Origin of the sequence: Mesorhizobium sp. M4B.F.Ca.ET.089.01.1.1, assembly GCF_004022605.1 — a bacterium.
GTDB lineage: Bacteria > Pseudomonadota > Alphaproteobacteria > Rhizobiales > Rhizobiaceae > Mesorhizobium > Mesorhizobium abyssinicae.
On sequence record NZ_RZOS01000293.1, the window covers coordinates 1 to 7,242 of the forward strand.

Here is a 7,242-nt window from a genome sequence, read left to right on the forward strand (position 1 = left end):
GCGGTGATGCGTGCGGTGGTGACGATCAGCTCGCTCGTCAGCGCCTTCGGCACGTCGACGAGCGGGATGTGGATGGTGACCGGGACGGTGCGCAGTTCCGGGCCGGCAAGCAGCATTACCGGCGTCACCTCGGCGCCCGTGTGCAGTCCCGCCAGATGCGCCAGATATTCGGTGTGGCCGGGAAAGCGGAAGCCGGCATCGTAGAGCGGCTTCTTGGCGATGGGGCAGGTGACCACGGCCGCGGCGCGCTCGGCAAGACAATCGGCCACGGCCCGATCGATGGCCTCGAGGGTGCCTGCGGCATTGGCGATGTCGGGCCGCCCGGGATTGTCGACATGACCGGCATCGAGCGGCACGATCGGCAGCGCCCGCGAAAACATCCGCGCTGCTTGCGCCGGCAGCGTTTCGGCGATGGCTATCCTGGCGCCGATGTGGTGCGCGCGCGCCTCGATCAGCGTCGGATCGGCAAGCAGGTAGAAGGGCGGCACGCCGGCGCTTTCACCGGCGAGCCAGGCGGCGATGGCGATCTCCGGGCCGACGCCGGATGGATCGCCGACGCTCACTGCCAGCGGGGCATCGGTCTTGCGCATGTCTAGGCCGTCTTGCGGGGCGATCTGCCCGGGTATGGACAGGAGGTGGCTCTGTCGTCTCGTTCACTCACGCCCAAACCCTGCCAATCTAGCGCTCGACGATTTTGGCCTTCTTCCGCAGCTCGTCGACATATTTCTTCGAGAGCTCGTCGGCGTCCTTGTCGTTGCCGCCCTCGCTCTGGAACACCATCTGCGCCGCCTTGTCGTCGGACACTTCGCGCGACGAGCAGATGCCGATGAATTCGATGCCGCGCTCGGTCTCGCGGGTGGCGGTGGCGCCGCCGACCTTGGTCGCCTTGATTTGGTCGGCCCAGTCAGCCGGCAGCTGAGGCGCCAGGACCCGGCCGAGATCGCGCACGGTGACATCGAGCAGCCCCTTGGCGAACTGGCGCGTGCTGTCGCAGCCGTTGAAGCGCGCGCGCATGGCATCGGCCTCGCGCTTGCGCTTGGCCAGTGTCGCGCTGCGCTCGGAGGCCGGCACCACGAAGATCACCTGCTGCAGCATGTATTCCATGGCGGTCGGCTTGGCGCCGCCCTTGTCCAGCATGCGCCGCACCGCGTCCTGCTCTGTTACCGCGCCGCCCTCGCCGGAACGGTAGCGGGCACCCAACGCCTGGTTCCAGGCCATCTGTGCGCGGATGAAGTCCTTGAAGTGCTCCTTGGTGACGCCGGACTGCGCCATGATGCCGTCGAGCTGCTTGAGCTGCATCTTGTTGTTGGTGGCAAAGCGCTGATACGCCGCATCGACCTGGGCATCGGTGATGCGGATGCCGAGCCGCCTGGCCTCGGCCATGCGCAGCGTCTGGTCGATCATTTCCTGCCCAGCATTGCCCTTCTTGCGCTGCAGTTTCAGGAATGCGGCCCGGTGCGCGATGTCGCCGGTGGTGATCGGTACGTTGTTGACGACATATTTGATCGTGCTGGCGAAGGCAGGCGGCGTCATCGCCGTGATCGAAACGGAGGTCGCCGCCACCAGCAGCGCGAAGCCTGCTGAAAACAGGTATTTCCTCATCTCACGTATCCCAATTCTGTCCCGCTTCTACAGCGCCGCGCGTCCCCTCGGACCCGCGGCAGACGCTATGGCAATTGATCTGGCGCATGATCCTTCGGCAAATGTCTTCCGGTTTCGGGGTCATGCGCAATGTGACCGAAACCCCTGCCAGCCCTATGCGGCGAAACCATGTCGTCAGCCAGCCGTCACTGGATGGTGTCGATGGCGCTGGTCGACGATCCGAAATCGCCAAGCGTGCGGAACGACAGGTTGAAGCCGACATTCTGCGACACTTCCTTGGTCACAAGGTCGCGCGATTCCGAGAACGTCATCAAATAGGTGAAGCAGGAATCATTATAGGCAAAGCCGACGCCGTCCTTGACCAGAACGCTCTGCTTGATGTCGTAGGTGCCGGTGCCGAAGACGCGCCAGTTCTCGGCAAGGTGGGTCGAAGCGCCGAGCGTGACCTCGTGGCGATCGGTTTCGAAGCCGTAGAGTGGCTGCGCCTGGATGAAGGCATATTTGGCAGTGAGCGAAACCGGCAGGCCGGAATAGGCGGCCTTCACCTCGGCGCGCCTGACGTCGAAGGTCTGCTCGTCGAAGCGGCCGCTGAGCGAGCCGGAGAAGCCGCTCGGGCTGTTGAAGCCGATCAGCCCGACATAGTCCGAAGTCGGCTTGTCGAGGCCCGAATAGGCGCCGACATTGACCAGGTCGGGCGCGGTGTACGAATTCTGGCCGGCCAGCTGGTAGGATTGGCCGAAGATGGCGTTGGTGCTCCAGCCACCCTCATAGGCGCCGGAATAGCGGAAGCCGACATTGGCGCGCGTGCCGCCTTCCATGCGGTCGTAGCCGGAGAACTTGTCGCGCTCGAACAGCGTCGTGGCATCGAAGACGAAGCTCTGCGCATCCTCGTTGGGAACAGCGAGGCCGCCGACATACTGCTCGTTCGGACGCACGAACACCTGCGCCATCGGCTCGACGATATGGCTGGAACTCGCCATCGAGAACAGCACCGGCCACCGCATTTCGAGGCCGAGCGTCGCCATGTAGCGGGCGAGCGAGGTGCGCATGTCGTCCTGTTCGCCCAGATTGGTCGCCATCTGGTTGATCGCGTTCAGCGAGGCGGTATTGGCGTTGACATAGCCAGCGTCGCCACGCAGCGCCAGCAGCGGCGTCAGTTGCAGGCCGCCATCGGTGGTGAAGGTGCGCTTCCATTCGGCCTCGGTGGTCAGCCGGCTCGACTGGCCTTCGATGCCGCGCACATTGTTGATCGAGGTGTCATCGAGAGGATCCGCCAGCGCCACGTCGAGCCGGTCGCGGCTGATAACGCGCGCATTGACGTTGAGCGACAATTGCCCGCCGGCCACGGCCATGTCGGGGATGTAGGCATAGTCGAGCGACGGCAGCACCCAGGGCTGTTCACCGGCGCGCGCCGTCGCGTCGCTGGAGAGCGTGTTTTCCTGGACCTCGAACCGCATGGCGCGGACGTCGAAATAGTTGCGGTCGTTGAGGCCGGTCAGGTAGATCGACGACTGGTGGACGGTGTCGCTGTAGCCGTCGATGGCATAGGTGCGCGAGAAGTTCTTGTCGGTCTGCAGCAGCACGTCCCAGCCGAAGTTCCAGCGGTCGTTGATGGCGAACTGGCCCTTGGTGCCCATCATGCCGCGGAACTTGTTCGGATCGCCCGCCGCGCCCGAATCGACATTGCGCACGCCGTTGTCGATGAAGGCGTCGGGATCTTGCTGATGGATGCCGGCGATCTTCAGGCTGTATTCGCCATTGTTGAAGCGCTGGCGCCATTCGGCTTCGCCGAGGAAGCCTTGCTTGGTGTAGCCGGTGCCGGTGACCGTGAGGTCATAGGTCGGCGACAGGGCAAAGTAGTAGGGGATCTTGACGCCGACGCCGAGGTCGCTCTTGTAGACGATGCCGGGGATCAGGAAGCCGCTCTTGCGCTTCACCGTCGGGTCGGCGATCTCGAAAGCCGGCAGATAGGCGAGCGGGAAGCCGAAGAACTCGAAATTCGCATTCTCGAAGCGGACCGTCTTCTTCTCGCCGTTCCAGATGATCTTGCGCGCCTTGACGCGCCATGTCGGTGCGCTGTCCGGCTTGTCCTCGCAGGGTTCACAGGCCGTGTAGACGCCGTTGTGGAAGGTGGTCAGAACGCCGCCCATGCGCTCGGCGCTCTCGGAGGCGAAATAGGCCTTGTTGACGGTCTCGACACGCAGCGCGTTGACGAAGCCGTCGGCGAAGTCGTCGGTGATGTCGATATGGTCCGAATTGATCTTGGTGCCGTCGCTGTTGATCAGTTCGACGGCGCCGCTCGCGACCAGGCGCTTGGTGTTGCGGTTGTACTCGACGCGCTGGGCGACCAGCTTGTTGCCGCCGTAGTCGATCTGCACGCCGCCGACGGCGGTCACCGTGTTGTTGTCGTTGTTGTAGACGAGCGTATCTGCGGCAAGCAGCATCTGCGTCCCGGACGGAACGGGATTCGCCGTAATGTCCTGCGCCAGCGCCGGTACCGTCGGCACCGCGCAGGCGAACAGACATGCCAAGGCGGTCGCCCCATAGAGGCGTGCCAAACCGGCGTGCCTATGGCTGCGCAAAACCGCCTCCCTCACTAGCCGTCTTCCTTGTATAGCAGAAACGTCACCCCGAAGAACATAGCCACGACAACCGGAACCCATGCGGCCACCGCCGTAGGGACGAATCCCGCCACGCCGAATGCCTTGACCAATACCGAAACGACATAAAGCAGAAAGCCGGCGAGGACGCCACCCAGAATCATCGTCGCCGACTGCCCCATACGCGCAAATCGCATTGAAACTGTTGCCGCAATCAGCGTCATGGCGACGAGGAGGAACGGCAGCGCCACCAGCGAATCAAACTGCATGGCGAAGGCATTTGCCTTCAGCCCGAAGGAGCGGGCAACCTCGATCTTGCCGGGCAGGTCGTAAAAGGGGATGGTTTCCGGGCGCGCCAGCCGCTCTTGCACGAATTCAGGCTTGAGGTTGGTCTGGACCCGGTCGGATGTCGCGGGCCAGATAGTGCCGTCCTTGAACACCTTGACGTCCTGCAACTCCCAATAGCCGTCGCGCAGGAAGGCGTGCGCCGCGTCCTTGCGCTCGACGATGTTGCCTTGCTGGTCGAGCACGAAGAACACCGCGTCGGCCATTTCCAGGCCCTGGTTGAGAATTGCCCGGGCGCCGATGATGGTGTCGCCGGAAGCGGTCTTTTGCCGGATCCAAGGCGTCGTGTCGGCCGGCACCGCGTTCGAATTGCCGGCGCGCAGCTGGTTTTCCATCTGCTCGGACCAGGAGAAGCCGTGCGCCGCGATCGGATTGAGCACGCCGACCGACAGCACACCGAACATGAGCGCGCCGATGCAGCAGGGCAGCAGGAATTGCCAGGCCGAAACGCCGGCCGAGCGCGCGATGACCAGCTCGTATTTGCGGTTGAGCGACACCAGCGTCGCCATCGCCGAGAACAGGCCGACGAACGGCACGGTTTGCAGCATGATCATCGGCATCCTCAGCGCCGAAATCGCGAAGGCGGTGCCGTAGGTGAAGCCGGGCAGGCCGGTAGTGCGGCCGGACAATTCGGTGAAGTCGATCAGGAACACCAGCGCCAGCAGGCCTAGGAAGAACCAGATGGTGATCGACACGTAGCGGAAGAAGAAGTAGCGGCCCAGCGTCCAGCCCATCGTCATGCCCCCTGGCCGGAGGCGCGCCGGGAGAGGCGCAGCTTGATGGCCGTCCAGGTCTCGCTGACGCGGCTGGCGAGATTGGTCATCCAGTCCGCCCAGGCCGCCGGCAGTTCCATCGACCTCGACGAGACGATGAACCAGGTGGCGACAGCCGAGGCCACAATCGGCACGCCGTAGACCATATAGGCATAGAGCGGCACCTTGTCGGCCTTGCCGGCGGCGAAGAAGCCGAGCCAGCGCACGAACAGCGCGATCGCGATGGCCGTGATCAGCGGATGGATCCGCGCTTCCCGGTGCGAGCGCGCGTCGCCCGCCACCGCCAGCGCGATCAGCGCGAACACCAGCGGGTAGGACCATTCGGAGAAGCGCTGGTCGAGCTCGGCGGTGTAGCTGCCCGGCTTGCGCTGGAACATCTTGTCGTTGGGATCCGGGTTGAGCAGGTACTGCGTCGTGCGGTCCTTGGGCAGCAGCGTGATCTCGTTCGCCGCCGACATGAAGGCCGAGAGGTCGAATGCATAGGAGGTGAAGCGGATCACCGACAGGTCGCCGGTCAGCGATTTGCGGTTGATGACGCCGTCATTCATCATCAGCACCTTCTCGTCGCCCTTTTCGACGATGCTGCCGGACTTGGCGTAGTAGATCAGGTTGGCGCCTTCCTCGCGCGAATCGGCCACGAAGATGCCGCCGAGCCTGTTGTCCGGCAGGCGTTCGCCGATCTGCAGGAACAGGCCGTCGTCGATCTTGCGGAACGTTCCTTCCTGGATGATCAGCGACAGAAGGTCGGCGCGCGACGACGCCACCAGCTGCCGGTTCTTCTGCCTGGCATAGGGGTCGACGCCATTGTCGACGGCAAAGGAAAAGACGCTGGCCGCGAGCGCCAGCAGGAGGATCGGCCGCGCGATGGTCCAGCGCGAGGCGCCGGCGGCATTGATGACGGCCAGTTCCGAATCGGTGTTCATGACGCTGAGCGTCTGCGCCACCGCCACCACCAGCGCGAACGGCACCACGATCGGGATGATCGACGGGATGATCAGCGCCGCGACCTCGAAGAAGGTCAGCGCCGATTGGCCGCTGTCGGTAACGAGGTCGATCTTGGCGAGCACCTGCGTCGTCCACACGATCGCCAGCGTCCAGGTCAGCGCGGCCACGAAGACCGTCGCTGCGCGACGCATGATGTAGCGTTCAACGACCTTCATGAAGGCTTTCTCGATTTTGCCGAACGGCATCATGCCCGCCGACAAGGTAGTCATCCGGCGACGGCAGTACAACTGGCTGCATTGGCGGCTCGATCTGGTTCCCGTTCCACATCACGCGCCCCGGCTGGCCGGAGTGTCCAAGGCAATGCATAAGAAATGCAAAACATTGGTGGTTAACAAGAGGTTACGGCAGGAATGCGGGACCATGCCGCGACGAATCCACTGATGGTTGCGGCGGCGATATAGGCTGCGATTTCGGCCAAAGTCTTGCCAAATGATGGAAAACGACCAAATGTCGCGCACTCTTGAAAGCCGTTGTGCGGCGCCTATCCCCGAAAGCAGGTTCTGATGACTTCGACACCTTCGATTGCCTTCGCCAAATTTGCCGCGCCGAAAAAGGGCAGCGCCTTCGTGCTGGCGGCCGACGATGGCGCGGTTGGCGAAGCCGGCAAGGCTTGCGATCCGGCCGGGGCGCTCGCGCGCGCGTTCCCGGTGGCCGACTTTTCCGGCAAGTTCGGCACCGTCGCCGAGGTGCTGGCGCCGGAGGGGACTTCGCTCGACCGCCTGGTGGCGGTCGGCGCCGGCAAGGCCGCCGCCCTCGACGACCAGGCCTGGCTGAGGCTGGGCGGCACCATCGCGGCCTTGCTGCGCAAGGCGACGGAAGTCGCCGTCGTGCTCGATGTTCCGGGCGCCGAGGCCGGCGGCAGGCAGGCCGCGAACCTCGCCGCTGGCATCCTTTTACGCAGCTATTCCTTCGACAAG

At 64.0% G+C, this 7,242-nt stretch carries 6 protein-coding genes; 1 reads left to right on the plus strand and 5 read right to left on the minus strand.

Features of this window, described 5'->3' with window-relative positions:
• From EN780_RS23145 to lptF, 5 genes are all read right to left on the minus strand, one after another.
• On the minus strand, window positions 1-590 hold a 590-nt coding region (locus EN780_RS23145; protein WP_189556673.1), incomplete at its 3' end, for a 4-hydroxythreonine-4-phosphate dehydrogenase PdxA.
• Window positions 591-678: 88 nt separating this feature from the next.
• Window positions 679-1,602: a peptidylprolyl isomerase gene (locus tag EN780_RS23150; RefSeq protein ID WP_128275424.1), complete on the minus strand. Its 924-nt coding sequence runs from the start codon at window positions 1,600-1,602 to the stop codon at window positions 679-681.
• Window positions 1,603-1,787: 185 nt separating this feature from the next.
• A complete protein-coding gene (locus tag EN780_RS23155) occupies window positions 1,788-4,199 on the minus strand; it encodes an LPS-assembly protein LptD (RefSeq protein ID WP_187331191.1) in 2,412 nt (803 codons plus the stop codon).
• The gene (gene lptG, locus EN780_RS23160; RefSeq protein WP_128275425.1) at window positions 4,199-5,281 is read right to left on the minus strand and encodes an LPS export ABC transporter permease LptG; all 1,083 of its coding nucleotides are present in this window, start codon (window positions 5,279-5,281) and stop codon (window positions 4,199-4,201) included. The genes EN780_RS23155 and lptG overlap by 1 nt, the downstream gene beginning before the upstream one ends.
• A gap of 2 nt (window positions 5,282-5,283) precedes the next feature.
• The gene (lptF, locus tag EN780_RS23165; RefSeq protein ID WP_128275426.1) at window positions 5,284-6,480 is read right to left on the minus strand and encodes an LPS export ABC transporter permease LptF; all 1,197 of its coding nucleotides are present in this window, start codon (window positions 6,478-6,480) and stop codon (window positions 5,284-5,286) included.
• Window positions 6,481-6,828: 348 nt separating this feature from the next.
• On the opposite strand from lptF, the gene EN780_RS23170 reads away from it, so the two are divergent.
• Window positions 6,829-7,242 (plus strand): M17 family peptidase N-terminal domain-containing protein (locus EN780_RS23170; protein ID WP_281035376.1); only part of this gene is annotated, 414 nt, incomplete at its 3' end.

Bases quoted from the DNA above. Each gene is read 5' to 3' on its own strand.
- lptG (WP_128275425.1), bottom strand. From the start codon at position 5,281: ATGGGCTGGACGCTGGGCCGCTACTTCTTCTTCCGCTACGTGTCGATC.
- EN780_RS23150 (WP_128275424.1), bottom strand. From the start codon at position 1,602: ATGAGGAAATACCTGTTTTCAGCAGGCTTCGCGCTGCTGGTGGCGGCG.
- lptF (WP_128275426.1), bottom strand. From the start codon at position 6,480: ATGAAGGTCGTTGAACGCTACATCATGCGTCGCGCAGCGACGGTCTTC.